The 25,013-nt window shown below is 72.7% G+C and carries 25 protein-coding genes; 14 read left to right on the forward strand and 11 right to left on the reverse strand.

Annotated features, from left to right (window positions below):
- Nucleotides 1-343: 343 nt before the first annotated feature.
- Nucleotides 344-775, forward strand: a complete 432-nt coding sequence (locus IPJ95_19395; GenBank protein MBK7925769.1) for a hypothetical protein — start codon at nt 344-346, stop codon at nt 773-775.
- Nucleotides 776-893: 118 nt separating this feature from the next.
- On the opposite strand, the gene IPJ95_19400 is transcribed toward IPJ95_19395, so the two are convergent.
- Both IPJ95_19400 and IPJ95_19405 read right to left on the reverse strand, forming a co-directional pair.
- On the reverse strand, nt 894-1,352 hold the full coding sequence (locus IPJ95_19400; GenBank protein ID MBK7925770.1) for a GNAT family N-acetyltransferase: 459 nt from the start codon (nt 1,350-1,352) through the stop codon (nt 894-896).
- Nucleotides 1,353-1,519: 167 nt separating this feature from the next.
- Nucleotides 1,520-2,491, reverse strand: a complete 972-nt coding sequence (locus IPJ95_19405; protein ID MBK7925771.1) for an NAD(P)H-quinone oxidoreductase — start codon at nt 2,489-2,491, stop codon at nt 1,520-1,522.
- Nucleotides 2,492-2,773: 282 nt separating this feature from the next.
- On the opposite strand from IPJ95_19405, the gene IPJ95_19410 reads away from it, so the two are divergent.
- From IPJ95_19410 to IPJ95_19455, 10 genes are all read left to right on the forward strand, one after another.
- Entirely contained in the window at nt 2,774-3,343 is a 570-nt protein-coding gene (locus tag IPJ95_19410) for a DNA-3-methyladenine glycosylase I (GenBank protein MBK7925772.1), read from the forward strand.
- Nucleotides 3,344-3,393: 50 nt separating this feature from the next.
- Nucleotides 3,394-6,318 (forward strand): DNA polymerase III subunit alpha, encoded by a 2,925-nt coding sequence (locus IPJ95_19415; protein MBK7925773.1) that lies wholly within the window; start codon nt 3,394-3,396, stop codon nt 6,316-6,318.
- Nucleotides 6,319-6,389: 71 nt separating this feature from the next.
- Entirely contained in the window at nt 6,390-6,728 is a 339-nt protein-coding gene (locus IPJ95_19420; GenBank protein MBK7925774.1) for a hypothetical protein, read from the forward strand.
- 92 nt (nt 6,729-6,820) lie between these two features.
- Nucleotides 6,821-8,197: a radical SAM protein gene (locus tag IPJ95_19425; GenBank protein MBK7925775.1), complete on the forward strand. Its 1,377-nt coding sequence runs from the start codon at nt 6,821-6,823 to the stop codon at nt 8,195-8,197.
- Between the two features lies 1 nt (nt 8,198).
- Nucleotides 8,199-8,711 (forward strand): rhodanese-like domain-containing protein, encoded by a 513-nt coding sequence (locus IPJ95_19430; GenBank protein MBK7925776.1) that lies wholly within the window; start codon nt 8,199-8,201, stop codon nt 8,709-8,711.
- A gap of 60 nt (nt 8,712-8,771) precedes the next feature.
- Nucleotides 8,772-9,119, forward strand: a complete 348-nt coding sequence (locus IPJ95_19435; protein ID MBK7925777.1) for a carboxymuconolactone decarboxylase family protein — start codon at nt 8,772-8,774, stop codon at nt 9,117-9,119.
- Between the two features lie 2 nt (nt 9,120-9,121).
- Nucleotides 9,122-10,162 (forward strand): arsenosugar biosynthesis radical SAM protein ArsS, encoded by a 1,041-nt coding sequence (gene arsS / locus IPJ95_19440; GenBank protein ID MBK7925778.1) that lies wholly within the window; start codon nt 9,122-9,124, stop codon nt 10,160-10,162.
- Nucleotides 10,155-10,853, forward strand: coding sequence for a TVP38/TMEM64 family protein (locus IPJ95_19445; protein MBK7925779.1), 699 nt, complete (start codon nt 10,155-10,157; stop codon nt 10,851-10,853). Before arsS ends, IPJ95_19445 begins: the two co-directional genes overlap by 8 nt.
- On the forward strand, nt 10,850-12,361 hold the full coding sequence (locus IPJ95_19450) for a mercuric reductase (protein MBK7925780.1): 1,512 nt from the start codon (nt 10,850-10,852) through the stop codon (nt 12,359-12,361). The genes IPJ95_19445 and IPJ95_19450 overlap by 4 nt, the downstream gene beginning before the upstream one ends.
- A complete protein-coding gene (locus IPJ95_19455) occupies nt 12,361-13,434 on the forward strand; it encodes a methyltransferase domain-containing protein (GenBank protein ID MBK7925781.1) in 1,074 nt (357 codons plus the stop codon). Before IPJ95_19450 ends, IPJ95_19455 begins: the two co-directional genes overlap by 1 nt.
- A 25-nt stretch (nt 13,435-13,459) precedes the next feature.
- Here the strand turns inward: IPJ95_19455 and IPJ95_19460 are convergent, their stop codons facing one another.
- A complete protein-coding gene (locus IPJ95_19460; GenBank protein ID MBK7925782.1) occupies nt 13,460-14,266 on the reverse strand; it encodes a DUF547 domain-containing protein in 807 nt (268 codons plus the stop codon).
- A gap of 25 nt (nt 14,267-14,291) precedes the next feature.
- Here IPJ95_19460 and IPJ95_19465 point away from each other — a divergent pair, with 25 nt between their 5' ends.
- From IPJ95_19465 to IPJ95_19475, 3 genes are all read left to right on the forward strand, one after another.
- Nucleotides 14,292-14,690 carry a beta-lactamase family protein gene (locus tag IPJ95_19465; GenBank protein ID MBK7925783.1) on the forward strand — a complete coding sequence of 133 codons (399 nt, stop codon included), beginning with the start codon at nt 14,292-14,294 and terminating at the stop codon, nt 14,688-14,690.
- Nucleotides 14,691-14,834: 144 nt separating this feature from the next.
- Nucleotides 14,835-16,256, forward strand: coding sequence for a PQQ-dependent sugar dehydrogenase (locus tag IPJ95_19470; protein ID MBK7925784.1), 1,422 nt, complete (start codon nt 14,835-14,837; stop codon nt 16,254-16,256).
- A 48-nt stretch (nt 16,257-16,304) separates the two neighbouring features.
- Nucleotides 16,305-17,228, forward strand: a complete 924-nt coding sequence (locus IPJ95_19475; protein MBK7925785.1) for a DUF72 domain-containing protein — start codon at nt 16,305-16,307, stop codon at nt 17,226-17,228.
- A 292-nt stretch (nt 17,229-17,520) separates the two neighbouring features.
- On the opposite strand, the gene IPJ95_19480 is transcribed toward IPJ95_19475, so the two are convergent.
- The 8 genes from IPJ95_19480 to IPJ95_19515 all read right to left on the reverse strand — a co-directional run bounded on the left by IPJ95_19480 (nt 17,521) and on the right by IPJ95_19515 (nt 24,977).
- Nucleotides 17,521-17,916 carry a TfoX/Sxy family protein gene (locus tag IPJ95_19480; GenBank protein ID MBK7925786.1) on the reverse strand — a complete coding sequence of 132 codons (396 nt, stop codon included), beginning with the start codon at nt 17,914-17,916 and terminating at the stop codon, nt 17,521-17,523.
- Nucleotides 17,917-17,991: 75 nt separating this feature from the next.
- Complete coding sequence (locus IPJ95_19485) at nt 17,992-18,945, reverse strand: hypothetical protein (GenBank protein ID MBK7925787.1); 954 nt, start codon at nt 18,943-18,945, stop codon at nt 17,992-17,994.
- Between the two features lie 28 nt (nt 18,946-18,973).
- Complete coding sequence (locus tag IPJ95_19490; GenBank protein MBK7925788.1) at nt 18,974-20,179, reverse strand: 4-hydroxy-3-methylbut-2-enyl diphosphate reductase; 1,206 nt, start codon at nt 20,177-20,179, stop codon at nt 18,974-18,976.
- A 10-nt stretch (nt 20,180-20,189) separates the two neighbouring features.
- On the reverse strand, nt 20,190-20,864 hold the full coding sequence (locus tag IPJ95_19495) for a hypothetical protein (protein MBK7925789.1): 675 nt from the start codon (nt 20,862-20,864) through the stop codon (nt 20,190-20,192).
- A 120-nt stretch (nt 20,865-20,984) separates the two neighbouring features.
- The gene (locus IPJ95_19500; GenBank protein ID MBK7925790.1) at nt 20,985-21,569 is read right to left on the reverse strand and encodes an OmpW family protein; all 585 of its coding nucleotides are present in this window, start codon (nt 21,567-21,569) and stop codon (nt 20,985-20,987) included.
- 79 nt (nt 21,570-21,648) lie between these two features.
- Nucleotides 21,649-22,155 (reverse strand): Rrf2 family transcriptional regulator, encoded by a 507-nt coding sequence (locus IPJ95_19505; protein ID MBK7925791.1) that lies wholly within the window; start codon nt 22,153-22,155, stop codon nt 21,649-21,651.
- A 44-nt stretch (nt 22,156-22,199) separates the two neighbouring features.
- Entirely contained in the window at nt 22,200-24,371 is a 2,172-nt protein-coding gene (locus IPJ95_19510; GenBank protein ID MBK7925792.1) for a hypothetical protein, read from the reverse strand.
- A gap of 132 nt (nt 24,372-24,503) precedes the next feature.
- Nucleotides 24,504-24,977, reverse strand: coding sequence for a helix-turn-helix domain-containing protein (locus IPJ95_19515; protein MBK7925793.1), 474 nt, complete (start codon nt 24,975-24,977; stop codon nt 24,504-24,506).
- Between the last annotated feature and the right edge of the window lie 36 nt (nt 24,978-25,013).

Consider the following 25,013-nt stretch of genomic DNA (forward strand, 5'->3'; position numbering starts at 1 on the left):
AATGGCGGTAAGGGCGGTATGGGCGGTATGGGGGATGGCCTGCTGGACGTCGCGGTGGGCCACGAGGCGACGTTCCTGGCGCCGGAACGGGTGGAGCTGCTGCCCGACCTCGACCCGCGCATGCGGCGGCGGCTCGACGACTACCAGCTCGACCTGATCGGCGAGGTGCAGGCCATCACCGCCCGCGAGCTGGCCATGGTCTTCGGCACCGCCGGCCGGCTGCTGCACCAGCACGCCTGCGGCATCGACCCGCGGCCGGTGCTGCCGCCCGCGGTGAAGGCGGAGTTCCGCGCCGCCCACACCCCTCGCCGACGACAGCAACGACCGCACCCTGCTGCTCACCGTGCTGCGCCACCTCACCGAGCGGCTCGGCGGCCGGCTCCGCGCCCGCCACCTCGTGGCCCGCCGCCTCACCGTGCACCTGGCCTACACCGACTACGCCACCGCCCGGCGCAGCGTGCCCCTGCCCCTCGCCGCCCTCGACCTCGAGCTGTGGGACGCCGCCCGCCGCGCCTTCCACCTGGCCCGCGAACGCACCGTCGCCCTCCGCGCCGTCGGGGTCACCGTGGACCGGTTCCTGGAGGCCGACCTGCAGATGGAGCTGGGATTCGAACCGCGGGAAGCGGAAAGCGGGAAGCGGGAAACAGACGAGCCGCCGAGCCGTCCCCAGCTGGAGCTACGGGACGCGGGAAACGGACGAGCCGCCGAGCTCCAGGCCGCGATGGATCGCATCCGCGGACGATGGGGAACCAAGGGGGTGCGGGTGGGAAGATGAGAAAAACAACGGGAAGCGGGAAGCGGAACAGCACGTAGGCCGGCCCCCCTTCCCGTTTCCCGTTTCCCGCTTCCCGCTTCCCGCTTCCCGCTTCCCGCTTCCCGCTTCCCGCCCCACCCTACACCGCAATCTCCATATAGATATCGGCATCGGCGTAGGGCGACGGCTCGGGGAACGGCAGCCTGACAAAGCCGAGCCGCTCGTAGATGCGGAGCGCGGGGGTGAGGCGGTGATTGGAGAGGAGCATCACGGTGTGGTCGCCGCGGCGGCGGGCGAAGTCGAGCACCGCCTGGGCCAGCGCAGTGCCGAGTCCCTTGCCCTGCGCGGCGGGCACCACGGCGAACTTGGCCAGCTCGAGCACCCCCGGCGCGTGCGGGATCGCGGCGCAGGTACCGAGCACCATGCCGTCCTCCACGGCGAAGAACACGTCGCCCCCGGGATCAAGGATCTTCCCCTGCGGGTCCTCGAGGTACACCAGGTCGAGCGGCTCCACGGTGAAGTACTGCGCCAGCCACGCCAGGTTGATGCGCCGGAAGTCGGCCGCGAACGCGGGCTGGAAGGGGAGGATCTCGGCCATGCCCACACCTCGATGGAGGAGCGCAGGGGGGAACGGGGAAGGGGGGGGGAAAGGGGAAGCGGGAAGCGGAACGGCGCGTTGCCATCCCGAGGGAGCGTAGCGACCGAGGGATGCCGCTCCCTCTTCCCTTTCCCGCTTCCCGCAGTTCTGCAGTTCCCGCAGTCCCTCTACCAGCCCAGCACCACCTTCCCGAAGTTCTCGTCGCGTTCCATCACCGCGTGCGCGGCCACGATGTCGGCGAAGGGGAACACCTGTGCCACCACCGGCTTCAGGGAAGCCGCCGGGCCGCCGAACCCTGGCACCACCTCCGCCGCGAACGCCGCCACCAGCGGGATCCGTTCCTCGAGGCTCCGGGTGCGCATCACGGTGCCGATCACCTCGAGCCGCTTGCGCAGGATCGGCTCCAGCGACAGCTCCGCGGTGGCGCCCTGCAGGAAGCCGAGCAGCACCAGCCGGCCGCGCGGGGTGAGGGCGTCGAGGTTGGCGGCGAAGGCCGGCGCGCCGAAGACGTCGAGGATGACGTCCACCGACTGGTCGAGCTGCTCGCCGAAGCCGCGCACCGAGGTGTCGATGGCCTCGTCGAGGCCCAGCGCCCGCGCCTGCGCCAGCTTGGCGGCGCTGCGCGAGGTGCCGGCCACCGTGGCGCCGAGGCGCCGGGCCAGCTGCACCGCGGCGGTGCCCACGCCGCTCCCCACCGCGTGGATGAGCACCCGCTCCCCCGCCACCAGCCGTCCCCGCGCCACCAGCGCGTCCCAGGCGGTGAGGAACGCCTCGGGGATGGCGGCGGCGTCGGTGAACGGCATCCCCTCCGGGATGGCCATCGTCTCGTCGGCGTGCACCACCACGAACTCGGCGTGGGCGCCGCCGCCCACGAGGCCCATCACGCGATCGCCCACCTGCCACCGCGTCACGCCGGGTCCGAGCGCCTCCACCTCGCCCGCGTACTCCAGGCCGGGGATGTCGGCCGGCCACCCGGCGGGGGCGGGGTAGCGCCCGCGCCGCTGCAGGATGTCGGCGCGGTTGAGGGCGCTGGCGTGCACCCGCACCCGGACCTGCCGCGGCCCCGGTTCGGGGGTCGGGGCGTCGCGGAGCTGGATGACGTCGGGGCCGCCGGCGGCGGTGTAGCGGATGGCGCGCATGGCACGAAGGTAACAGCCGCGCACAGCCCCCCGGATGGCGGCCCAGGACCGGTCACCGGGGGCCAGCTTGCGGAGCGGCGTACCGACCTGTACTATACCGAAGAAACGCCGAAGCCCACGGGCCCCGACGGCTTTTCTACCAAATGTGATCGTCGATCGTGGCGCCGAGCTCGGCGCGGCGCCGGTCCCCGTTTCCCTCTTCCCGTTTCCCGTTTCCCGTTTCCCGTTTCCCGTTTCCCGTTTCCCGTTTCCCGTTTCCCGAATCGTACCGCGAGCAGCCCCATGCCCACCTACTGCGACATCGCCCCCGGCCACGAGTGGCATGGTCCGTATCACGACGGCGAGTACGGCTTCCCGCTCACCACCGACGCGGAGCTGTTCGAGCGGCTCATCCTGGAGATCAACCAGGCGGGGCTCTCCTGGCTCACCATCCTCAAGAAGCGGGCGGCGTTCCAGGCGGCGTACCGCGGCTTCGACCCGGTGGTGGTGGCGCGGTTCGGCGCGCGTGACGTGCAGCGGCTGCTGGCCGACGCCGGCATCATCCGCAACCGGCTCAAGGTGGAGGCGGCGGTGGACAACGCGCGCACCCTGCTCCGGCTGCGCGAGAGCCACGGCGGCTTCCACGGCTGGCTCGCGGCGCACCACCCGCTGCCCAAGGACGAGTGGGTGAAGCTCTTCAAGAAGACCTTCCGCTTCACCGGCGGCGAGATCGTGGGCGAGTTCCTGATGAGCACCGGCTGGCTGCCGGGGGCGCACCACGAGGCGTGCCCGGTGTACCGGAAGGTGCTGCGGGCGCGGCCGATGTGGGCGGGAACCGACGGGAAGCGGGAAAAGGGAAGCGGGAAACGGTAGCCGCTGTCCGCTTCCCGTTTCCCGGTGTCTTCCCGCTTCCCGTGGTTCCGATGTTCACCCACCTCCACGTCCACTCCTGGTTTTCCTTCGGCGCCGGGGTCTCGAGTCCCGAGGTCCTGGCGCGGCAGGCGGCGGCGCGCGGCTTCACGGCGCTGGCCTGCACCGACACCAACGGCGTCTACGGCGCGGTGGAGTTCCAGCAGGCGGCGCTGGCCCACGGCCTCCGGCCCATCCACGGCGCGCACCTGGTGCACGGCGGGCAGGAGGTCGTGGCCCTGGCCACCGACGAGCGGGGATGGGCGGCGCTGTGCCGGGCCATCACGCACATCCACTGGACCGATGAGCACCGGGAAGCGGGAAACGGGAAACGGGAAACGGGGACGCCCGCCAATCGGGGCGCGGAACCCTTGCCGCGAGGCAGTTCCGCTTCCCGCTTCCCGCTTCCCGTTTCCCGGGACCTGTCGGCGCTCCTCGCCACCGACCGCGCCGGCCTCCTGCTCCTCTCCCAGGACATCGCCTTCCTGGAGGACCTGGTCCGCCGCTCCGGCCCGGTGGATGTCTACGGCGAGCTGCGGCCCGGGAAGCATCGGCACGCCGTCCTCGCGGCGGCCCAGCGGCTCGGCCTCTCGTGCGTGGTCACCGGCGGGGTGATGTTCGCCAACGCGGAGGACTGGGCCCGGCACCGGCTGCGGGTGGCGATCGCGCGGAACGCGGGGCTGGAGGAGGACGAAGACGGTACGGCGGTACGGCGGTACGGCGGTACCAGTGGCGAGGGCACGTTACCGCCCTACCGCCCTACCGCCTTACCGTCCGACTGGCTCCGCCCCGCCGACGACCTGGCGCGGCACTTCCCCGACCGGCCCGACGCGATGCTGCGGGCGGAGGAGCTGGCCGAGCGGTGCGGGTACCGGATCCCGGTGGGGGCGCGGGTGGTGGCGCCGCGGTTCGCGGACACGACCGACGCGCTGCTGCGGCTGCGGGCGCTGGCGTGGCGGGGGGCGGAGCGGCGCTACGGGATGGTGGCGCCGATCACCCGCGACCGGCTGGAGCACGAGCTCACGATCATCGCGCAGAAGGGGTTCGCCGACTACTTCCTGGTGGTGCACGACATCGTGCAGCACGGCCCCACCCACTGCGGCCGCGGCTCGGTGGCCAACTCGATCGTGAGCTACTGCCTCGGCATCACCCACGTCGATCCGCTGGGCGCCGGGCTCCTGTTCGAGCGCTTCCTCAACCCGGAGCGGAAGGACCCGCCCGACATCGACCTCGACTTCCCGTGGGACGAGCGCGACCAGATCCTGGCCTGGGTGTTCCGCCGCTATCCCCGGCCCCGCGCGGCCATGGTGGCCAACCACAACTGCTTCCGGCTGCGCGGCGCGCTGCGCGAGGTGGCCAAGGTGTACGGCCGTCCGCCGGGCGAGATCCGCGAGGTCACCCGCCGCTTCCCCTGGTTCAGCGAGGACGAGTCCATCGGCCAGCTGCTCGCCACCCATCCCAACTTCCAGGGGCTCAACCTCCCGGCGGTGTGGCAGGAGCTGGCGCGGGCGGCGGAGCCGCTGGTGGGCACGCCGCGGCACCTCTCGCTGCACCCCGGCGGGGTGGTGATCGTGCCGCAGGCGCTCACCGACTACGTGCCGCTGGAGCCGGCGGCCAAGCGGCTCGACGGTCACCCCGACCTCGCGGTGCCGGTGATCCAGTTCGAGAAGGACGGCGCGGAGGACGCGGGGCTGGTGAAGATCGACCTGCTGGGCAACCGCTCGCTGGCGGTGATCCGCGACGCCATCGCCGAGGTGCGGGTCCACACCGGGCGGCGGATCGACTACACCGCCGACGACCCCGACGACGACGCGGCCACCCGCGCCCTCTTCCGCACCGGCCAGACCATGGGCGTCTTCTACACCGAGAGCCCGGCCTCGCGGCTGTTGTGCGCCAAGTCGCGGGCGGAGAGCTTCGAGCTGCTGGTGCTCAACACCAGCATCATCCGCCCCGCCTCCAACCGCTTCATCCGGGTGTACCTGGAGCGGCTGCACGGCGCGCCCTACCAGCCGCTCGACCCGTCGCTGCAGGACACCCTGGCCGAGACCTTCGGGGTGATGGTCTACCAGGAGGACGTGGTGAACGTCTGCGCCGCCTTCGCGGGGCTGCCGCTCGCCACCGGCGACGGGGTGCGCAAGGCGCTCTCCAAGAAGCGGCCGGTGAAGGCGCTGGCGGCGTACGCGGCGGAGTTCTTCGCCGGCGCCGCGCGGCTGGGCCGCGACCCGGACACCGCCACGAAGGTGTGGGAGATGGTGCTCTCCTTTGCCGGCTACAGCTTCTGCAAGGGGCACTCCTGCTCCTACATCAAGGTGGCGCAGCACTCCTGCTACCTGCGGGCCCACTATCCCGCCGAGTTCATGGCGGCGGTGCTCGCCAACGGCGGGGGGTTCTACCGGCCGTTCGCGTACGTGGCGGAGGCCATGCGCATGGGCCTCACCGTCCGGCCCCCTGACGTCAACGCCAGCCGCTTCCGCACCACCGGGGGCGGCCGCGAGGTGCGGATCGGGTTCCAGTTCATCAAGGGGCTGTCGGCTGATGCGGTGGAGCGGATCGAGACGGCGAAAGGGGAAGCGGGAAACGGGAAGCGGGAAGCGGGGCCGATGGGCCGTTCGGCGGAGGCACCACCGCACCGGGGCGGCGGCGGGGTGGTCTCGGTGCTGCCGGAGCCGGCCGGCCCATCGGCCAGCCCCGACGCGCCGGCCCCCCTTCACCTCCCTCGACGACCTCCGCGCCCGCACCGGCATCACGCCCGACGACCTCCGGCTGCTGGTGCAGGTGGGCGCCTGCGACACCATCGCGGGGGGATGTCCCGGCCGATGCTGCTGTGGGCGATCGACAGTGAACAGCGGGAAGCGGGAAGCGGGAAACGGGAAGCGGAGCGGGCAATGTCCGGTTCCCGCTTCCCGCTTCCCCTTCCCGGCCCGCCATCCCCACCCTGAAGGAGTACACCCCCGACCGCCGCCGGCAGACCGAGTACGCCCTGCTCGGCTTCACCACCGACAGCCACCCGATGGCGCTCTACCGCGACCTGCTCGCCCGGCTCCGGATCACCCCCAGCACCAGCCTGGCGGAGCACGTGGGGCACAGCGTGCTCTGCGCCGGGCTGCTCACCACCGCCAAGCCGGTCTCCACCGTCAAGGACGAGCCGATGGAGTTCGCCACCTTCGACGACGGCGCCGGGCTGATCGAGGCCGTGCTCTTCCCCGACATATACAGAAAGCGGGGCCACGTGCTGTTCGACCAGGGGCCGTTCGTCTTCCGCGGCAAGGTGGAACAGGAGTTCGGCGCGGTGACGCTGACCATCACCAGCCTCGACCGGCTGGAGCGGCTGCGACCGCGGAGCCCATAGGCAGGGCACCCAGGGATCCAAACCACGCCCGGCGGCGTATCCGGAGAGTACCCGAGAGCCCTCCCGGGCCCCCTCCCCCTCCCGGAGTCCGCATGTCGCTGTGGCGCATCCTGAGGGAACCGATCCTCGAGGAGACCCGGCAGAACCTCGCCCGGTCGCGGGCCCGCGTGCCGGTCCCGCTGCAGGGTCCCCGCCAGATGCTCGGTCGCGGCGGCAACGGCTGCGGCGCCACCATCGGCGCCATGCCCCGCTGCGACTTCGCCTGCGTGGGGTGCTACCTCGGCGAGGAGGCCAACCGGATCCCCCCGGCCCCGCTCGCGGAGATCAAGGCCCAGATGCGGGCCCTCCGCCCCACCCTGGGCAACGCCGGCAACCTGCAGCTCACCGATGGCGAAGTCACCCTCCGCCCCGTGGACGAGGTGATCGAGCTGCTGCGCTACGCTCGCTCGCTCGGCCTCATCCCCATGCTCATGACCCATGGCGACGCCTTCCGCCGCCGGCCCGGCCTCCTGGAGCGGCTGGTGCTGGAGGGCGGGCTGGTCGAGGTGAGCATCCACATCGACACCACCCAGCGCGGCCGGCTGGGCGAGGACTACCGCCACGCGCGGACCGAAGAAGCGCTGATGCCGCTCCGGGAGGAGTTCGCCCGGATGCTGCGCGCGGTGGCCCGGACCACCGGCCGCCCCCTCCGGCCGGCCACCACCATGACGGTCACCGCCGACAACCTCGCCGGCGTGCCGGCCGTCATCCGCTGGCTCACCCACAACGCCGACATCTTCCGGCTGGTGAGTTTCCAGCCGGTGGCCCAGGTGGGGCGCACCGTCGAGGGGCTGGGCGGCGGGGTCAGCGTCGAGGCGCTGTGGCGGAAGATCGCCGAGGGGCTCGGCGGCTCCGCGGAGCAGGTGGAGTGGCTGGAACGATCATACGTCCACGTGGGGCACCCCGACTGCACCCGCTACCTTCCCGGCATGGTGTCTTGCGACCAGGGGCGCGCGCCCGCCTTCCACCCCGCCCGCACCGAGGGGGAGGCGAGCGCGCGCTTCTACGACGGCTTCCTCGAACGCTTCGGCGGGGTGAGCTTCCGGCTCGATACACCGCTGGAGAAAGCCGTCCGGATGGTGGCGCTGGCCGCGCGGGAGCCGCGCTTTGTGCTGGGAGGCCTCGGCCCCTACCTGCGGCTGCTGGCCCGGCAGGCGGACCCGGCGCACCCGCTCCGGTTCCTGTGGCGCCTGCTGCGGCGGCGGGCGCGGCTCCGCTCGCTGGTGATCGTGAGCCACCACTTCATGAGCCGGGCGGAGGTGGACACCCCGCGGGGCCGGGAGCGGCTGGACCTGTGCGTCTTCCATGTGCCGGTCCACGGCAGGCTGGTGCCGATGTGCGAGGTGAACACCATGGGGGTGCGGGAGGCGTACTACGCGGAGCTGAGCCGGTCGCGCGGGGAGGCCCCGGTGGCCGCCCCGGCGGGATGAGATGACCCGCCGGGCGGCGTGGGGCGCGGGGCTGGCGATCGCCCTGGTGGCGCTCTCGCTGGGCGGCCGCCCGCTCGCCTGGTGGCTCACCCTGGGCCTGCTCCGGCTCGGCTTCCCCGGCACGGCCACGGTCACGCCGGACGCACTGACGCGGGCCCTCGCGAGCAGCACCCCGCCGGTGGTCTTCGATGCCCGCCGCGCGGCGGAGTTTGCGGTGAGCCACCTGCCCGGCGCCCGGTTGCTGGATGTCGAGGCCGGGGCGGTGATCCCCTCGCCCCCGACCCCGGGCACCGCCGCGGTGGTCTACTGTTCGGTGGGCTACCGCAGCAGCCGCCTGGCCCGGGACCTCGAGCGCCAGGGCTGGGCCGACGTCCGAAGCCTCGAAGGCGGGATCTTCGGCTGGGCCATCGCGGGGCTGCCGCTGGTGGACGCCACCGAACGTTCCACCTCCCTGGTGCATTCCTACGGGTGGCCGGCAAGGCTGTTGCTGCCTCCGCCCCTCCGGGGCGACTGAGCGGCCCGGAGATCCGAATCGCGCTGGCCCACGTACCTCATCACGCACGAGCACCGAGCCATGACCGATCACCAGCATTACTACCATGCCCCCGACCTGGCCCGCTTCGCGGAGGTGGGCCAGGGCAATCCCGAGCTGTGGCAGAAGTTCCTCGGCTGGTACAGCGCGGTCTTCGCGGAGGGGGCGCTCTCCCAGCGGGAGAAGGCGCTGATCGCGCTGGCAGTGGCGCATGCGGTGCAGTGCCCCTACTGCATCGACGCCTACAGCACCGCGTCCCTGGAGCACGGCTCCAACGAGGAACAGATGACCGAGGCGGTGCACGTGGCGGCGGCCATCCGGGGCGGCGCCTCGCTGGTCCACGGGGTGCAGATGCGGAACCACCTCCACCAGCTGGGCATGCAGCCGTGACCGTGCTTCCCACGCTCCAGAAGCAGCAGCACCCGCTGGCGACGGGCGCCGCGCAGCTGGCGCGGCTCCACGCGGTGCGCCTGGAGCGGAGCTTTCCCCGCGCGCTCGACGGCGCCGGCCTGTGGCCGCTGCAGCCCACCGGGATCGACATCCTGCAGGTGAACGTGGGCAAGAAGTGCAACCAGACCTGCCGGCACTGCCACGTGGACGCCGGGCCCGACCGCACCGAGATGATGCCCGACGACGTGCTGGAGGCCTGCCTCGCCGTCCTGCGGGACCATCCGATCCCCACGCTCGACATCACCGGGGGCGCGCCGGAGCTGCACCCCGCCTTCCGCCGCCTGGTGACCACCGCGCGCGGGCTCGGGCGCCGGGTGATCGACCGCTGCAACCTGACGATCACCCGGCTGCCCAACTACCGCTACCTGCCGGCCTTCCTGGCCGAGCACCAGGTGGAGATCGTGGCGTCGCTGCCGTACTACCAGGCGCGCCAGACCGACACCCAGCGTGGCGACGGGGTGTTCGAGGAGTCCATCGCGGCCCTGCAGGAGCTCAACGCGCTGGGCTACGGCCAGCCGGGAACGGGGCTGGTGCTCAACCTCGTCACCAACCCCGTGGGGGCGTTCCTGCCGCCGGCGCAGGCGGCGGCGGAGCGGGAGTGGCGCGAGCGGCTGGGCCGGCAGCACGGGGTGGTGTTCACCCATCTTTTCACCATCACCAACATGCCGGTGAGCCGGTTCCTCGAGCACCTCGACGAGCGCCAGCAAACCGAGGCATACCTGGCCCGGCTGGCGCAGGCCTTCAACCCCGCCGCCGCGGCCGGCGTGATGTGCCGCACCACCCTCTCCGTGGGCTGGGACGGCCGGCTCTACGATTGCGACTTCAACCAGCAGCTCGACCTGCCGGTGGAGTCGCGGGTGCCGCGCACCATCTTCGAGTTCGAGGCGGCCGCGCTCGCCGGGCGCCGCGTCGCCGTGGCGCCCCACTGCTTCGGCTGCACCGCCGGTGGCGGCTCGAGCTGCGGCGGCGCGCTCGATGGCTGAGCCCGGCCGCCGTACGCTCCTCCTCCGCGTGGCGCTCGTGGCCGCCGGGCTCGCCGTGCTGGTGCTCGGCGGCCGCCAGCTCGCGGGGCTGATCCCCGCCTTCGTGGCCCGGGTCACCGCCCTCGGCCCGCTCGCGCCGGTGGTGTTCATGCTGGCGTACGCCGCGGCGGTGGTGGCGTTCATTCCCGGCTCGCTGCTCACCCTGGCCGCCGGGGCCGCCTTCGGCCTGGGACGGGGCGTCGTCGTGGTGCTCCTGGGCGCCACCCTGGGCGGCTCGCTCGCGTTCCTCATTGCCCGCTACGTGGCGCGGGCGCGGGTGGCGCAGGCCGTCGCGGCCAACCCGCGCTTCGCCGCCATCGACCGGGCCATCGGGCGCGATGGCCGCCGCATCGTCTTCCTGCTGCGGCTCTCCCCGGTGTTCCCCTTCAACCTGCTCAACTACGGCCTCGGCCTCACCACCGTGCGCTTCGTGGACTACCTCGTGGCCTCCCTCGGCATGCTGCCCGGCACCATCCTCTACGTGTACTACGGCAAGGTCGCGGGCGACGTCGCCGCGCTGGCCAGCGGCGCCGCCCCCGCCCGGGGCGCCGGCCACTACGCCGTGCTGGCCCTTGGCCTGGCCGCCACGATCGGGGTGACGGTGCTCGTCACCCGCACCGCCCGCCGCGCCCTCGCGGAGGCCGGCGCATGACCGCCCAGCTGCTCAGCGGCGACCTGCACGACGACGCCCTCACCGCGCAGGTCCACCCGCGCGACTGGCGGAACCCCATCCCGAAGGATCGCTATCACCTGGTGGTGATCGGCGCCGGCACCGGCGGCCTCGTCACCGCAGCCGCCGCCGCCGGGCTCGGCGCCAAGGTGGCGCTGGTGGAGCGGCACCTGATGGGCGGGGACTGCCTCAACGTCGGCTGCGTGCCCTCCAAGGCGGTCATCAGCGCGGCCCGCGCGTGGCACGGCGCCCGCGAGGCCGCGGCGCGGTTCGGCGGGCCCGTGGTCAGCGGGCCCGGGGACTTCGCGGCGGCGATGGAACGGATGCGCCGGCTCCGCGCTGGCCTCTCCCCGATCGACGGCGCGGCCCGCTTCCGCGCGCTCGGCGTGGACGTCTTCCTCGGCGAGGGGCGGTTCACCGGACGCGACACCGTCGCGGTCGGTGACCACGTCCTCCGCTTCCGCCGCGCGGTGATCGCCACCGGCGCCCGCGCCGGCGTGCCGCCGATCCCGGGCCTGGCCGAGGCGGGCTTCCTCACCAACGAGACCGTCTTCACCCTCACCACCCTGCCCCGCCGCCTCGCGGTCATCGGCGGCGGCCCGATCGGCTGCGAGCTGGCCCAGGCGTTCCGCCGCTTCGGCGCCGAGGTCACCCTCGTCGACGCCGCGCCCCGCCTCCTCCCCCGTGACGACGAAGACGCCGCCGCCCTCCTCGCCGACCAGCTCGTGAGCGAGGGCATCCACCTCGTCACCTCCGCCAGGGTCCTCGGGGTCGCGCGGGTCGGCGACTGGCGTGAGCTGTCCCTGGAGCACCCCGGCGGCCCACTGCGGCTGGCGGTGGACCAGGTCCTCGTCGCCGCGGGCCGCCGCCCCAACCTGGAGGGGCTCGGGCTGGACCAGGCGGGGATCGCCGCCACGCCGACCGGCATCACCGTTGACGACCGGCTCCGCACCACCAACCCCGCGGTCTACGCCGTCGGGGATGTCTGCTCCCGGTTCCAGTTCACCCACAGCGCCGATTTCCAGGCGCGGCTGGTGGTGCAGAACGCCCTCTTCTTTGGCCGTGCCCGCGCCAGCCGGCTGGTGACCCCCTGGTGCAGCTATACCTCCCCCGAGGTGGCGCAGGTGGGACTCACCGCGGCCGAGGCCACCGCCCAGGGGGTGGCACACGACGTGGTCCAGGTCGGGGTGGAGCACCTCGACCGGGCGGTGCTCGAGGATGAGACGCGGGGTTTCGCCAAGGTCGTCCTGGCGCGTGGCAGCGACCGGATCCTCGGTGCCACGATCGTGGGCGCCGACGCCGGCGACCTGATCGGCGAGGTGACCCTGGCCATGACCAGCGGGCTGGGCCTCGGCGCCATCGGCCGGACCATGCACCCCTACCCCACGCGCGGTGAGATCCTCCGCAAGGCCGCCGACGCCTGGCGTCGCGGCAAGCTGACGCCCACCGTGCGCCGCCTCTTTTCCACCTGGTTCCGGATCTTCCGCTGATGACCGACGTCGCCACCCCCGAGCGCCTGGAGCAGGTGCAGGCCTACTACGGCGCCCGGCTCCGCTCCTCCGCGGACCTCCGCACCGACGCCTGCACCACCGCCGAGTCGCCCGCGCCACGCCTGGCGGCCGCGCTGGCGCGGGTGCACCCCGAGGTGCTGGAACGCTATTACGGCTGCGGCCTGGTGGCCCCCGAGGCCATTGAGGGCGCCACCATCCTCGACCTGGGCTCCGGCGCCGGGCGCGATGCGTATACCCTGGCGCAACTGGTGGGCGAGGGCGGCCGGGTGATCGGCGTGGACGCCACGCGCGAGCAGCTCGCCGTGGCGCGCCGCCACCTGGAGTGGCACCGGGAGCGCTTCGGGTATGCCAGGGGAAACGTCGCCTTCGTGGAGCACGACCTCGACCACCTGGCGACCCTGCCGCTCGAGGCGGGCAGCGTGGACGTGGCGGTGTCGAACTGCGTCTTCAACCTGCTGCGCGACAAGGGCGCGGCCTTCCGGCAGGTGCACCGCCTGCTGCGTGCCGGCGGCGAGTTCTACTTCTCCGACGTCTACGCCGACCGCCGCCTGCCCCGCGCCCTGCTCGATGACCCCGAGCTGGTGGGCGAGTGCCTCGCCGGGGCGCTGTACTGGAACGACTTCCTGGCCCTGGCCCGCGCGGCCGGCTTCGGCGATCCGCGGCTGGTGACCAGCCGCCGACTCGGCATCAGGGACGATCGGATTGCCGCCCGGCTGGCGCCGGCCCGCTTCTATGCCGCGACCTGGCGGCTGTTCAAGCTGGAGGGCCTCGAGCCCGCCTGCGAGGACTACGGCCAGGCGGTGCGGTACCATGGCGGGATCCCCGGCGCCGAGGCGCTGGTGCACCTGGATGGGCACCATCCCTTCGAGGCCGGGAAGATCGTCCCCGTGTGCGGCAACAGCTGGCGGATGCTGGCCGAGACCCGGCTGGCCCGGTGGTTCAGCTGCTTCGGCGATACCACCCGCCACTACGGCATCTTTGCCGGGTGCGGGACCAGCCTGCCCTTCGCCGAATCCGGCGGGGAGGCCCCGGCGGCCGGGGCGTGCTGCTAGGCGGGGCCGCGGCCCAGCCCGCGGCCTAGCGCCGGCCGGCGGCGAGGCGGGCCGCCTGCTCCACGCTGTTGAGGGTCCAGTCGTAGTCGGTGTACTCGAACGTCTTCCAGGCACCGCCCTCGAGCAGGTCCCGTTCCGGGCCGGGCTCGTACCACCGGGCGATGAACCGCGCCACGGCCTCCCTGCTCCCGCCGAAGTCCTTCGCGTAGTCCCGGAACTTGAAGACCTGGCTCACGTACACGGACCGCGTGGCCAGCTCCACCCGGTTCTTGGCGGGGGAGCCGCGGAGGAAGGTCCGCCCCTGGTCCTCGAGCTGCTCCTCGAGCCGGGCGCCGCTGTACGCTTCACTCCGGAGCGGCGGGCACCCCATGGCCGCGCAGACCAGGGCAAAGTGGATCCGGGGTTCCTGGTACGTGGGGCGGATGATCTTCTGCTCGATGTGGTCCAGGCCGTACGCCGTCCCGCCCACGACCGCCAGCTTCTCGGTCCAGGGGCCATAGCCCTTGATGATGCCGCCGGTCTTGTTGATGTTCCGGATGGACCGCGTCTCGTCGTGCGCCAGGATCAGCTGGATCGTGTAGGCGTTGTAGGCGTTGATCCAGAACGCCAGCTGCTCCTCCCGCGGCAGCGGCGCCGGGTCGAAGGCCGCCAGCTGGGCCAGATACTGCGGGAACGCGGGCGCGGCGCGGAAGGCGGCGTAGTCCACGATCCCCTCGCGCACGTGCGCGCGCAGCAGGCCGTCGAAGGGGCTGTGGTCAAACCGGTCCTGGCCGGTGAGTGGGCCGGCCAGCAGGGTGGCGGCCAGGGCGGCGGTGGTGCTCCAGCGGGTCATCCGATCCTCGTTGAGGTGTGCTCCCATGCTACGTCGCCGGACCGCGCCCGGATTCCTCGGCCTGGCCGCCCTGCTCCTGGCCACCGGGCTCCCCGCCCAGGCCGCCCCGAAGGAGCTCGACGCGAGCATCACCCGCATCCTGCAGCAGTTCCACCAGCCGGGCGCCGCCATCGCGGTAGTCCGGGACGGCAAGGTGGTGTTCCAGCAGGGCTGGGGCGTCCGCACCGTCGGCCGCCCCGAGAAGGTGAACGAGCACACCAGCTTCCAGGTGGCCAGCAACAGCAAGGCGATGACCGCCGCCGCGCTCATCACCTTTGCGCGGGCGCCCGACGGCTCCATCGAGCGCATGACGATGGCGCCGGTGCTCCCCTCGACCGACTTCAGCTTCGACTACCAGGACCTGCTGTTCCGGCCGGTCCGCTGACGGGGCGGGACCCCGGGGTCCCTCGACGCACCCCGGGGTGAGGGCCGTCACCAGCCGCGCGGCCGGGCGGAGCCTATGCTAGTCTTCAGGCAACTTCCGTCCCACGCGCGGCATCCCATGGTGGTCCCTATCCCGATGCGTCGCATGTTCCCATCCGCCCTCACGGGCCTGCTGGCCATCGCCGTGGCCTGTTCCTCCACCGATCCGCGCCCGGGGCCCGACCCGAACGCGCCGGTGGTCACCATCACCAGCCCCGCCGACAACGCGAGCGTGGCGGAGAGCACCGCGGTGCTCTTCGCCGGGGGGGCCGTGGATGACGACGGCGCGACCATCGCCGACAGCGCGCTGCTCTGGTCGAGCACCATCGACGGGGCCCTCGGCGCCGGCGACAGCGTGGTGCTCAGCACCCTCACCCCGGGCCACCACACGATCACCCTGAGCGCCACCGACACCGCCGGCCTCACCGGCCACGCCTCGGTGACCCTCACCGTGACGGGCAACGAACCGGCACTCGGCCTCGATACCATCGCCTCCGGGTTCGACAACCCCATCTTCCTGACGGCGCCCCCCGGCGACACCACGCGGCTGTTCGTGGTGGAGCAGAGCGGCGCCATCCGGATCATCAAGAACGGCACGGTCCTGGCCACGCCATTCCTCAACCTGCACGACTCCCTGAGCACCGGGAACGAGCAGGGGCTGCTGGGCCTGGCCTTCGCCCCCGACTACTCCGCCACCGGCCGGTTCTATGTGAGCTACACCCGCCAGAACGGCGACAGCCGCCTGGCCCGCTACACCGCCTCCGGCGATCCCGACGTGGCCGATGAGGCCTCGGGCGTCACCATCCTCGAGGTGCCGCAGCCCTACTCCAACCACAACGGCGGCGGCATCGCGTTCGGGCCCGACAACTACCTCTACTACGGCCTCGGCGATGGCGGCAGCGGCGGCGACCCCGACGGCCACGGCCAGCGGCGCGACGAGTTGCTCGGCTCCATGCTCCGGCTCGACGTGAGCGGCGCCACCTACACGGTTCCCGGCACCAACCCGTACCACGGAAGCACCGCGTTCCGGCAGGAGCTGTGGAACTACGGCCTGCGCAATCCGTGGCGCTGGAGCTTCGACCGCGTGACCGGCGACCTCTACATCGGCGACGTGGGCCAGGGAGACTACGAGGAGATCGACGTGACGCCGGCGGCCAGCACCGGCGGCGAGAACTACGGCTGGAACACCATGGAAGGCACCCACTGCTACCCCGACGCCACCCCCTGCAACCCGGCGGGCCTGACGCTGCCGGTGCTGGACTACAGCCATGGGCAGGGCTGCTCGGTGACCGGCGGCTACGTGTACCGCGGCCAGGACATCGCGTCGCTCCAGGGCACCTACCTCTACGCCGACTACTGCAACGGCTGGGTGCGGAGCTTCCGCTGGTCGGGTGGGGGGGCCACCGCACGGCTCGACCGGCCAGAGCTCGAGCCCGGGGGGAACATCACCAGCTTCGGTGAGGATGCGCGGGGGGAGCTGTACATCCTCACCCAGGGGGGCGGGGTGCACCGGATCGTGGCCCGCTGACGGGCGGCGGCGCGGGGGTTAGGTTCTCTGCACCCCTCCTCCGCGCCCATGTCCGACGCCCCTGACCGTGCCGACCTGCAGGACCTCGCCGACCGCCTGCCACCGCAGGCGCTGTTCGGTACCTCGTCGTGGAACTACCCCGGCTGGAAGGGGCTGGTCTACGAGCGGGACTATCCCAAGACCGGCGCGGCGGCCCGGATGCTCGAGGAGTACGCCCGCTATCCGCTGTTCCGGACGGTGGGCATCGACTCCACCTTCTACAACCCCGCCAGCCCGAAGGTCCTCGAGAGCTACGCGCGGGCCCTGCCCCCCGGCTTCCGCTGCGTGAGCAAGGTGTGGGACCGGATCACGGTCCACACCCTGCCCAAGGCGCGCTACAAGACGCAGGGGGGCGAGGCCAACCCCGACTTCCTCAACGCCGAGCTGTTCACGGCGGAGGTGCTCGGCCCCTGCCTGGAGCACTTCAGTGATCACCTGGGGCCGTTCGTCTTCGAATTCCAGACCATCGCCCGCTCGGCGAAGCTCACCGGCCAGGCCTTCGCCGACCTGCTCGACCGGTTCTTCTCCCGGCTGCCGCGCGAGGTGCCCTACGCCGTCGAGCTCCGCAACCAGGAGTACCTGGTGCCGCCCTACTTCGCGGTGCTGCGGGAGCACAACGTGGCCCACGTCTTCAACAGCTGGACCCGGATGCCCGCCATCGGCGAGCAGCTCGACCTGCCGGGCAGCATGAGCGCGCCGTTCACGGTGGCGCGGGTGCTGCTGCGGCCCGGCCGCACCTACAACGACGCGGTGGACGCCTTCGCGCCCTACCACGAGATCCGGGACCAGAACCCCGAGCTCCGCGCCGACGTGGCGCGGCTCATCCGCATGGCCACCGAACTCCGCATCCCCGCCTACGTGCTGGTGAACAACCGCGCCGAGGGGAGCGCGCCCAAGACCATCGCCGCCATCGCCGCCCTGCTCGTGAAGTAACGCCCGTCCCCACTCCCCCACCTCTTTTCCCCCTCCCGTTGCTTCTTTCCCCTTTCCCGATTCCCCCTTCTCTCTTCCCTCTTCCCTCTTCCCTCTTCCCGCTTCCCGCTTCCCGCTTCCCGCTTCCCGCTTCCCGCTTCCCGCTTCCCGCTTCCCGCTTCCCGCTTCCCGCTTCCCGCTTCCCGCTTCCCGCTTCCCGCTTCCCGCTTCAAAGGAAGAACCCCTCCCCCACGCATGGTGGAGAAGGGGTTCGGCGCGCCTGGGCCAGGGGGCGTGGCCCAACGGCGCGGAGCTAGGCGGAGGCGCGGCGGGCCGGGCTGCGGCGGCGCACCACCGCGCGACGCTTGCGGGGACCTTCCTCGACCGGGCTCTGGGCCAGCGCGTGGGCGGAGGCGGCGAGGGAGATGGCGCGGCTGGCGGCGTGGCTGCCGTGCACCGAGGCCTCGACCCAGCGGCCGAAGGGCGCCTGTTCGCCGGTGAGGAACGGCCGCGCGGCGCGGGTGTCGAGCACCGCCTGTCGCTCGGCCTCCGGGAGCTTGAGCACGATCGCTTCGTCGAACAGGAAGGCGAACATGCGGCCGTGGGTGAAGAACGCCTCCGCCCCGAACATCCGCTTGGTCGTCACCTCCGGCATGGCACGAATCGCCGCCTGCACGACCTCGTACGCATCGCTCCGCGTGCGCGCCACTGATCCGCTCCCGGTCCGTGAGGCTGGAAAAAGGGTGGCAAACGTACCACCCGGGGGCCGGGTCCGCCAGCGCGATCAGTCCCGAAGAGTGACCGTAAGACCCCAGCTCCGCTCCCCATGTGGGGGCAGGATCGGGGCCAGTTCCGCCCCCGGCTGCCCGGGGGCAATCGCGGTGGTCAGGGCCAGGCAGGGTTCCACCGCGAGGTTCCAGTACGGCTCCCCTGTGGGGGCCCAGCCGCCACAGTTGAGCCACAGCCCGATCGCCGGGATCTCCGCCGCATCCCAATGCATGGCAAGCGTTTCCCCGCGGGTCGGGTCGCGCAGTTCCACCGCGGCGTCGCGTGGCGGCGTGACCAGGAGCATGGCGGCCCAGCCGCCCGTCTCCGGCACGGTGAACCCCTCCGCGCCCCCGACCGGCCAGGGGATCTCCTCCCCGACACGCCAGTCGTCGCGGCCGTGCACCGATGCCACCCGTGCCCGCGACACTCCCGGGATCGTGAGGCGGGTGCCCGGCTGGATGCCGAACAGCGGATGGGCCGACCAGAAGTAGGGGACCGGCGCGGGCTCCTGCCCGCGCAGCAGGTAGCGGAAGCTCACGCTCGCCACGCCATCGGCGCCGACACTCACCTCGCGGGAGAACTCCGCCGCCACGCTCCGGGTGGTGGTGGTGCTGCGCCAGCTGGTGGCCTCGGCCGAGGCGAGCAGGTCGTGCCGCCAGCGCGCGCCCCAGAGGTCGCCGTGGTCGGGGAGGATGCGGCCGTCGGCGGTGCGGCCGGGCTGGATGGTGGGGAAGCACTCATCCCATCCGCCGCTGTCGTAGCCGTCGACGTACGCGGTGGGGCCGTCCGGCGGCGGATCGGCGGGCAGGCGGAGGGGGAGGCGCGGGTTCCGCCACAGCCACTCGCGCCCGGCGCGGCGGCGCAGGTTGGTGATCCGCGCCCCGGCGCCGGGGACGGCGATGAGCTCGAGGGTGTCGTTGTACAGCGCCACGGCGGGGAGGCCCGCGACGGTCAGCTGACGGTAGGGCATGGGAGGCGTCCGCGCCCCGGGGCGGGGCTCAGGCGGGGAGGTCCGGCTCCACGCCCGCCACGGCGCAGAGGCGCAGCACCGTCTCGCCGATCTTGTTGTTGGGCGTCGAGGCGCCGGCGGTGATCCCGATGCGTCGCGCCCCGGTGAGCCACCCCGGCGCCACCTGCTCCTCGGCGGCCTTGATGCGCGGCTGGTGCCGCAGCCCGCCGGTGGCGACGTCGATGGAGGTCGCGTCCTCGATATGGTAGGTGCGCACCCCCCGCTCGCGGCACAGCGCGGCGAGGTGGGTGGTGTTGCTCGAGTTGTAGCCGCCCACCACCAGCATCAGGTCGAGCGGCTCCTCGAGCAGCCTGAGCACCGCGTCCTGGCGCTCCTGGGTGGCGGAGCAGATGGTGTCGAAGGTGCGGAAGTGCTCGCCCAGGGTGTCCTGGCCGTAGCGGCGGCCCATGCTGGCCCGCACCTCGTTGGCGATCGCCATCGACTCGCCCGAGAGCATCGTGGTCTGGTTGGCGAGTCCCACCCGCACCAGGTCCCGGGCAAAGTCGAACCCCGGCGACATGGCGTGCGCAAAGCGCCCGGCCAGCGCCGCCTCGTCGCCGCGGCCCTCGATGAAGTCGCAGACCAGCCGCGCCTCGTCCATGTCGAAGACCACCAGGTAGCGGCCGCCGGGGTACTTGGTCACCTGGCTCGCCGTGGCCCGGGTCTCCTCGTGGAAGTACTTGCCGTGGATCAGCGCGGTATAGCCGTCGCGGGCGTAAGCCTCCACCCGCTTCCAGACGTTGAGCACCGAGCCGCAGGTGGTGTCCACCAGCACCGCGCCGATCTCGCGCAGCCGGGCGAAGTCCTGCACCGTCACCCCGAACGCGGGGAGGATCACCACGTCGGCGGGCCCCACCGGGCTGAAGTCGAAGCCGCCGTCGGCCGCGCGCGCCAGGATGGTGATGCCCATGGCGGTGAGCTTGGCGTTGACGTGCGGGTTGTGGATGATCTCGCCCACCAGGAAGAGGCGCCGGTCGGGGAACTTGGTGCGGGTCTCGTAGGCGTACTCGACCGCGCGATCCACCCCGTAGCAGAAGCCGAACTCGCGCGCCAGCCGGAACTCGAGCGGGCCGGCGCCCAGCCGGTAGTCGCCCGCCCGGAAGGCGTCGACCACCGCGCTCGAGTAGTCGGCGGTGAGCTGGCCCTCGATCGCGGCCTTGAGCCCGAAGCCCTTCCGGAAGTACGAGGCGGTCATGCGAGGGAAGCTACTGCGCCGACGGCGCCCGCGGCACCGCGCCGCGGCGGGCGGTGTCGGCCGGCAGCAACTCATCGGCGGCCGGGCGACCCTCCGCCCGGCGGCGGGGCACGGCGGTCCGGGCGGTGGCGGAATCCAGCGCGGCCGCCGAGTCGGTGCGCGGCGCGGTGGGCGGGATCGAGTCGACCGGGCAGGGACCCGCCACCAGGCCCGTGGCGGTGCCGGTCACCCGCAGCGTTTCGGGCCGGTCCAGGGAGACCAGCCGCAGCCCGAACCGGGCATCGAAGCCCTCGCCGGCGGCGGTGAGCTCCACCGTGCCGGAGTCGCTCTGGAACGCCTCGAGCCGTTGCTCGGTGAACCAGCGCAGCGCCCCCGCCGCCCCGGGGCGCGGGGTGAGGGTGTCGATCCCCGGGTCGAACACCGGGTAGCTGCCGGGACCGATCGCCTGCTCCGGATAGAGCGCCAGGCCCAGCCCCTGGTCCTCCCGGACCGCCGTGACCTCCAGCCGCGCGGCCACCGGGCACCAGGCGGACTGGGCGCCGGCCGCGAGCTTCCCGGCGGCGAGGTTGGTGTCGGTCGCGGTCCAGCTCGCCTCGAGGCGAGCGCCGGACGGGGCGTCGGACTGGCAGGCGGTGCAGGCGATCAGGAGCGCGAGGGATGCCGCGGGGAGGGAGGCCGGACGCATGGCCGGGAACCTAGGGGGGACGGGTCGGCCGGCGGAAGGGGAGCGGCGTCGGTGTCATGATCGGCCACCGCGCCCGCCGGGCGTCAAGCCCGACGGGCGCCGTGGGCGATGCGGGAGGGACTAGAAGCGGTACCCGAAGCCCGCGCCGATCACCAGCGGGTTGATCTTCAGTTCATAGACCTTGGTGCTGCCGGACTTCACGTCCGTCTTGATGTACACGTACTTGGCGTCGAGGTTGAACGAGCCCCGGCCGCCCAGCGGGATGTCGATCCCGGCCTGGCCGGCGTAGCCGATGCTGGTGGTCAGGTCGAGGTCCTGCAGGCCGCCGGACTGCCCGTAGAAATAGGTCATGTTCACGCCCGCGCCGATGTACGGCGAGGCGCCGCTGGCCAGCGGGCGGAACTGCAGCAGCAGGGTCGGGGGCAGGACGTTGGCGCTGCCGAGGCTGGTGTTGCCGGCCTTCACCTCGTGCCCGGACGTCGCCAGGATCAGCTCGATCGAGAGGTGCGGGGTCAGCATCCGCCCGATGTCCACTTCCATCGTCGCGTTGGTGTTGACGTCGAGCCCCTTCGGCTTGCTGGAGGCGCTCGGGGCGATCACGACGCCGCGGGCCCGGATGAGCCAGGGGTGATGCTCCTGCGCCTGCACACTGGCGGCACCGAGCAGGGCAAGACCGAGGGTAAGGCCGACGCGCACACCACGCATATCCGCTCCAGGGAAGAAAGGTTGAGCGGAACTTGCCGGGCGCGGCTGAAGCGAGTATGAAGACGAGGTCAAAAGACCGTTAGATCCCTTTAGAATGCCCGCGACGCTTCCCCGCGTGCCCCGCCCCCCGGCGGCGCGGCGCCGCTCCCCCCGGCGGCGGCACCAGCCGGTACTTCCCGGCGCGCACCGCGTCCGCCATGGAGCCGACGGTACGCCGGTCGAGCAGCCCCAGCATGCTGGCCTTCAGGGGCGCCCATGCGTGATGCACCGGGCACGCGGTGGCGTCGGCGCACACCTTGAGGCCCAGCAGGCACCCCTGGAACACCGACGGCCCCTCGACCAGCTCCACGACCTCACGGACCGTGACGTCGAGGGCGGCTCGCTGGATCGCGTAGCCGCCGCCGCGGCCCTTGTGCGACTGCACCAGGCCGCGCTGCACCAGCCCCTTCAGGATCTTGGTGAGGTAGGGAGCGGGCAGGCCGAGGTGGCGCGCGACGTCGCGGTTGAGCACCGGCTGACCCGTCGGCTGCACCGCCAGGTGGATCAGGGCCTGGAGCGCATACTCGCTGGTCCGGGAGAGGAGCATGGACCGAAGCTATCCGGGGGTCCGGGCGCGGGTAAGCCCGCCGGCTAGAACAGGCTCCGCACCACCAGGTCGAAGCGCAGCCCGTCGCCGCCGCGACTGATCGGGTGGCTCAGGTCGAAGCGCAGCAGGTCCCCGAGCAGCGCCAGCCCCGCCCCGCCGCCCGCGAGCACCCGCGAGCCGAAGAGGTCGACCGCCCGGGCCGACTGGCCGGCATCCACGAACACCACCGGCCGGAGGCTCCCGCGCCGCAGCGGCAGGTCGAGCTGGGCCGCCCACAGCGCCTGCCCGCCCCGCGTGGCGTAGTCGAAGCCGCGCACGGTCTGCTGCCCGCCCAGCCGGAACGCCTGCTGCGGCAGCGGGGCGCCGGTGGCGAGGCCCCCGCGCAGGGTGAGCACCGGCACCGCGCGCCCGCGCCACAGCGGCCAGCGGAGCTGGCCGTGGAGCCGCGCCGTGCCGCGCGCCGCGTTGCCGAGGACGTCGGCGGCGAGGCTCCACCGTGGCCCGAGCGTGCCCCCGTCGATCCGCACCTCGGCGCCGGCGTAGGTCCCCTCCGTGATGGCCGGGTTCCGGGGGAAGCGGCCGGTGCCGCCCAGGGCGTCGTTGAGCCATGACCGGGCCTCGCGCCGCACGCTGCGCTGGTCCTCCACCCGCAGGGTGGTGGTCAACTCGAGCCCCGTCCCGAGCGCGCCCTCGCGCCGCAGGGATCCCCCGTGCACCAGGTGATAGTCGGCGTCGTCGTGGCCGGCGAAGAGCGCGTTGAGGCTGTTGCCGAAGGCGTTCCCCCGCCCGAAGGGATCGTTGCTGGCGAGGTCACGGACGCCGCGCAGGGTCCACCGCGCCCCCGGCGCCTCGCGCACCACGGTGAGCCCGCCCATCACCCGCTGGTCGGCGAACCCGAAGCGGCCGTCCACCCGGAGCGTGGTGAACCGGTCGGCCGGCAGCTGCCACATGTAGCCGAAGCCGGGGGCGGCGCCCTGCACCCGGTTGTACCGCATCATCTCGGGAATCCGCTCCCACAGGAAACCGTGCCGCGGCCGCCCGGTGAGCTCGGACGGCAGGTCCACCGTCAGCCGCTCCAGGTCGGACTGGACGTCGCGCAACACCCGGTCGGTCCCCGGGTCGTCGGCCAGGGTGAGCGTGTCGCCCCAGCCGCCGTAGGCCGCGAGCGAGTCGCCCGGCGCGCGGTGGATCTCGAAGCGGCCGTTCTCCCACCGGCCCGCCTCGGTGTGCGGCAGCGAATCCTCGGGGATCTCCTCCCCGTTGCGCCGCCGCCGGCCGTCCTCGCGCAGCGAATCGCGCCGCAGGCGGGCGAGCTCCTCCAGGTGGAGCGGGTCGCCCCCTTCCGGGGGGAGCGGCACGGTGAACGCGATCGGCGTGCCCCGGTTGAGCACGTAGTCGTCGAAGGTGGTGCGGGCCTCGAAGGGCACCACCAGGCTGCCGAGCCAGGGCAGCTCCACCCGACCCGACACCACCTGCCGGTACGGCATCCAGAACCGCTCCCCCTGCAGCGCGTACTCGAGGTCGGCGTCGAGGGTGAGGATCCGGCTCACGATCCGGTTGATGCGCCGGGCGTCCTTCTCCCCCTCCTCGTCGGGGTCGTACCACAGCTCGGTCCCCACGAAGCGGAAGGTGAAGCGGACCAGGTCGGCCTCGGCGGCGTCGAACCAGAGCCGCCCCGCCACCAGCGCCGGCCCCTTGCGGCGCGGCATCACCTGCACCGCGATCAGCTTCAGCCGCCGCCCCTCGGGGGTCGAGACCTGCACGCTGTCGGTGATCTCGTAGCGGTACCACGCGGGACCATCGGCGGCGAGGGGGTGGAGGGCGCCGCGGGGCGGGATGTCGTTGCCGAAGACCCGGATGGAGTCGCCGAGGCCGCGGGGGAAGAACCACGGCTGGTCGAAGGTGCTGTTGAGCTTGAGGTTGCTGCTGCTGGCCACGGCGCGACGGCCCAGGATCTCCACCCGCAGGTCGTTGGGCCGGGCCCACTCCACCCGGCCCTCCTGTTCCTCCACGGCGGCGTTGGGCACCGCCGCCCAGCGGCGCCGCCCGATGCCGAACGAGAGCCGGTAGCGAAACCTGGCCGCGTAGTCCGCGACCCCGGCGTCCTCCGCCGCGTGCCGCGCGATCGCGCGACCCACGAGGGCTTCGGTGGCGGCGTCGGCGTAGGGGGTCGTGTCGGCCGGCGCGTGGGCCAACAGCAGCAGGAGCGGCAGCATGTGTGGTACCGGTTCGGAAGGGTGACGGGGGCTCGGACGGTGGCGCCGCTGACGCGGTTTCAGGCCGGGACGCATGCGGGGCGGGCCCGAGAGCCCGCCCCATTCGGTGTCCCACCCGGGTCCCGCCGGTCGTCAGGCGATCGGCTCGCTGCCCGTGGCCGTCTTGGCCCAGCGGCTGCGGCCGTCGCGATGCAGCCCGTAGGCCTTGAGCCGGCGCCACAGCGTGGTGCGACTGATCCCGAGGTGCTTGGCGGTCTCGGCCAGCTTCCAGCCATGCTGGTCAAGGGTGCGGACGATGGCATCCCGTTCGCGGTCGGCGAGGGTGCTCGGGCCGTCGACGCCGGGCACGAACATCGCCTCCCCGAGCTCCAGCCCGCCCACGCGCAGGGGCCGCAGCCGGCCGCCCATGGCCGCCAGGCGGGGCAGCAGGTTCTGCGCATCCTCGGCGGGATCGAGGAGGTCGGCCAGTCCGTCGCGGGCCTGGGCGTTGGCGTACAAGACCCTCCCCTGCGGATCAAACACGACCACGCCCTCGCTGAACCCGTCGAGCAGGGCCTTGGCGAGCGGCGAGAAAATGGAGGGTGCAGGCGTATGGTTATCCGGCATGGTCGAGTCTACGGTAGCGTTCGGAAAGGGGTTTCA

This window comes from Gemmatimonadota bacterium, assembly GCA_016713785.1.
GTDB lineage: Bacteria > Gemmatimonadota > Gemmatimonadetes > Gemmatimonadales > GWC2-71-9 > JADJOM01.

What these genes read in the sequence shown, in the direction of transcription:
- IPJ95_19405 (MBK7925771.1), bottom strand. Translation starts at nt 2,491, where the DNA reads ATGCGCGCCATCCGCTACACCGCCGCCGGCGGCCCCGACGTCATCCAG.
- IPJ95_19495 (MBK7925789.1), bottom strand. Translation starts at nt 20,864, where the DNA reads ATGCGTCCGGCCTCCCTCCCCGCGGCATCCCTCGCGCTCCTGATCGCC.
- IPJ95_19505 (MBK7925791.1), bottom strand. Translation starts at nt 22,155, where the DNA reads ATGCTCCTCTCCCGGACCAGCGAGTATGCGCTCCAGGCCCTGATCCAC.
- IPJ95_19415 (MBK7925773.1), top strand. Translation starts at nt 3,394, where the DNA reads ATGTTCACCCACCTCCACGTCCACTCCTGGTTTTCCTTCGGCGCCGGG.
- IPJ95_19420 (MBK7925774.1), top strand. Translation starts at nt 6,390, where the DNA reads ATGGCGCTCTACCGCGACCTGCTCGCCCGGCTCCGGATCACCCCCAGC.
- IPJ95_19475 (MBK7925785.1), top strand. Translation starts at nt 16,305, where the DNA reads ATGTCCGACGCCCCTGACCGTGCCGACCTGCAGGACCTCGCCGACCGC.
- IPJ95_19425 (MBK7925775.1), top strand. Translation starts at nt 6,821, where the DNA reads ATGTCGCTGTGGCGCATCCTGAGGGAACCGATCCTCGAGGAGACCCGG.
- IPJ95_19515 (MBK7925793.1), bottom strand. Translation starts at nt 24,977, where the DNA reads ATGCCGGATAACCATACGCCTGCACCCTCCATTTTCTCGCCGCTCGCC.
- IPJ95_19465 (MBK7925783.1), top strand. Translation starts at nt 14,292, where the DNA reads ATGCTACGTCGCCGGACCGCGCCCGGATTCCTCGGCCTGGCCGCCCTG.
- IPJ95_19490 (MBK7925788.1), bottom strand. Translation starts at nt 20,179, where the DNA reads ATGACCGCCTCGTACTTCCGGAAGGGCTTCGGGCTCAAGGCCGCGATC.
- IPJ95_19510 (MBK7925792.1), bottom strand. Translation starts at nt 24,371, where the DNA reads ATGCTGCCGCTCCTGCTGCTGTTGGCCCACGCGCCGGCCGACACGACC.
- IPJ95_19455 (MBK7925781.1), top strand. Translation starts at nt 12,361, where the DNA reads ATGACCGACGTCGCCACCCCCGAGCGCCTGGAGCAGGTGCAGGCCTAC.
- IPJ95_19410 (MBK7925772.1), top strand. Translation starts at nt 2,774, where the DNA reads ATGCCCACCTACTGCGACATCGCCCCCGGCCACGAGTGGCATGGTCCG.
- IPJ95_19435 (MBK7925777.1), top strand. Translation starts at nt 8,772, where the DNA reads ATGACCGATCACCAGCATTACTACCATGCCCCCGACCTGGCCCGCTTC.
- IPJ95_19470 (MBK7925784.1), top strand. Translation starts at nt 14,835, where the DNA reads ATGTTCCCATCCGCCCTCACGGGCCTGCTGGCCATCGCCGTGGCCTGT.
- IPJ95_19485 (MBK7925787.1), bottom strand. Translation starts at nt 18,945, where the DNA reads ATGCCCTACCGTCAGCTGACCGTCGCGGGCCTCCCCGCCGTGGCGCTG.
- IPJ95_19430 (MBK7925776.1), top strand. Translation starts at nt 8,199, where the DNA reads ATGACCCGCCGGGCGGCGTGGGGCGCGGGGCTGGCGATCGCCCTGGTG.
- IPJ95_19460 (MBK7925782.1), bottom strand. Translation starts at nt 14,266, where the DNA reads ATGACCCGCTGGAGCACCACCGCCGCCCTGGCCGCCACCCTGCTGGCC.
- IPJ95_19400 (MBK7925770.1), bottom strand. Translation starts at nt 1,352, where the DNA reads ATGGCCGAGATCCTCCCCTTCCAGCCCGCGTTCGCGGCCGACTTCCGG.
- IPJ95_19500 (MBK7925790.1), bottom strand. Translation starts at nt 21,569, where the DNA reads ATGCGTGGTGTGCGCGTCGGCCTTACCCTCGGTCTTGCCCTGCTCGGT.
- IPJ95_19450 (MBK7925780.1), top strand. Translation starts at nt 10,850, where the DNA reads ATGACCGCCCAGCTGCTCAGCGGCGACCTGCACGACGACGCCCTCACC.
- IPJ95_19445 (MBK7925779.1), top strand. Translation starts at nt 10,155, where the DNA reads ATGGCTGAGCCCGGCCGCCGTACGCTCCTCCTCCGCGTGGCGCTCGTG.